Consider the following 1,925-nt stretch of genomic DNA (forward strand, 5'->3'; position numbering starts at 1 on the left):
GATCATAATAGAATGGGCCTTCTTTGTCCCTATCTCTCACATAGTAAATATAGTTTGCATCAGGTGCGGTCATGGMTCTCAGATCGGATATCGTGGTCACCTCACACAAATCAGAGCTCATCGAATTCATCGCCATCGGATAATTGCTGCTTCCAATTCCCGTTTTCTCATTTTCGTTGGCGCTAGCGATTCTAGGCGCACTGTTCATTAATCCCCCCGCAGCTAAAGCAACGCCTGCCATTCCCATGGATACTAGAAGCTTTCTTCTGCTTAGCATACCTTCCTTACCTTCCACCGATGTCTGGCTGATATCATGCTCTGTGTTCTTTTGCCATTCCTTTTGCTTCGACATAACTCATTCCTCCAATTTTTTTAATATTCAAAACCTTGCGTTTTATCCCATGCATAGAATACTCATCTCCTATTAATGCCTGTATACTGTTAACGGGCAACTTGTAACTTTTCCATTCGAAGAATATCCGCGAGAAACCTCGCATTCTGTTGGAATGGAATCCTTAGTTTTTGCCCGTTATCAGTATAATTAATTTCTATTTATTGCCTTTGATCTTTTCATACGTGTCATAATAAAATTTAAAGACTTCATCAGCACCTATTTTTTTCATTTCACTAATTAATTTCTCTTTCCCTTTGACAAAATCCGCATCGGTTTTGGAGTATATCACCGCCGCTGCAGCTGTTGCCATATAGGTGTTTAAGCTCGCTTCCTTTGTGGCAATGTCGGAACCAACAGGCGGATTGATCGAAGCAATAAGTGCATTGCTGAAGGAATTGTTGGGTATCTTATCAAGTCCTTCTGATGGATAAGTGTACCCCATATCTTGCAGAAAGTCCTTCTGGAAAGATTTAAAGCCCTCTTGCATTAAGGCAGGGTCACTGTAGAAGTTGGTTCTCGTTCCATTAGGCTCGAATTCGGAACCATAGATGGATAAATGTCCCCAAGAACCAGCTCCTACCGTTTTTCCATATTCTTCAGGGTCCTTTTTTTGGAGTGCAATTACTTCCGGCTTCAACACAGGTTTGCCACCCACCATATCCCAGCCAATTCCTTCCGGTCCGTTCTTGATCAATTCAAGTCCTTGGGGTGTTGCCAAATAATTCATTAGATCCATGACTCGCTCTGGATGCGCGCTCTTCGCGGAGACCAGCCAAAAGAATTGGTTTCCGATCTCATTCTTGGGCAGCAAGTAGGTGTTTCCGGAAGTCATCCAGACAGGAATCGGAACAAAGCCCTTTTCCGGAGTTCCATCCTTAATGAATTTCGTCTCTGCTCCATCTGCACCCAACCAACCTGCTTGCAACGACATGTACCGTCCGGAGGTTACTTTGTCTATGAGATTATCGAACTTCATTGTAGCCGATTCCGGATCCAGCACACCTTCCCTATAAGCTTTATTATAGAACTTCATAATATCCCACATTTTTCCTTCTGGATCTGTAAAGAGAGGAACAAGCTCATTTTTATTGAGGTCAAGAACATGTGTAGCTTTACTATCTATCAATCCTTGGGCGTTCATTGTAGCTTTGGTGACGATGTATATACCCCAAGGATCACCTAAATTAACACCCATCCCATAATTTTTCTTACCTTCTTTATTCGTGGGCTCGAGTTGCTGCATTTGCTTCAATACTTCCAAATATTCATCCAGTGTATCAACCTTGGGCTTGCCCAATTTTTTATAAAGATCCCATCGAATATTCCATGCATTACTATGGTGAATCGCGTTAAATTCCGTACCGTCAATGAGGGCTTTCACAAAATAATGCTTGTTATCCGCATTAGGATAAATGACTGTATATTTATCGAGTGCAGCCTGGAAATTGGTTGTAATGTTAGAACCGTTCGTTTTAAGCAAATCGTCAAGCGGCAGCACTTGTTTCGTTTGAATGAGTTTATTGACCATACT

Annotated in this window: 2 protein-coding genes; both read right to left on the reverse strand. The window is 42.0% G+C overall.

The genetic code is table 11. The annotated features are described in order from the left end of the window. A partial coding sequence (locus AC1DWN_RS33070) for a hypothetical protein (RefSeq protein ID WP_477563073.1) occupies positions 1–352 on the reverse strand: 352 nt, incomplete at its 3' end. 196 nt (positions 353–548) lie between these two features. Further along, a partial coding sequence (locus AC1DWN_RS33075; RefSeq protein ID WP_477563074.1) for a type 2 periplasmic-binding domain-containing protein occupies positions 549–1,925 on the reverse strand: 1,377 nt, incomplete at its 5' end.

It is taken from the genome of Paenibacillus sp. P4_A7 (assembly GCF_056402455.1).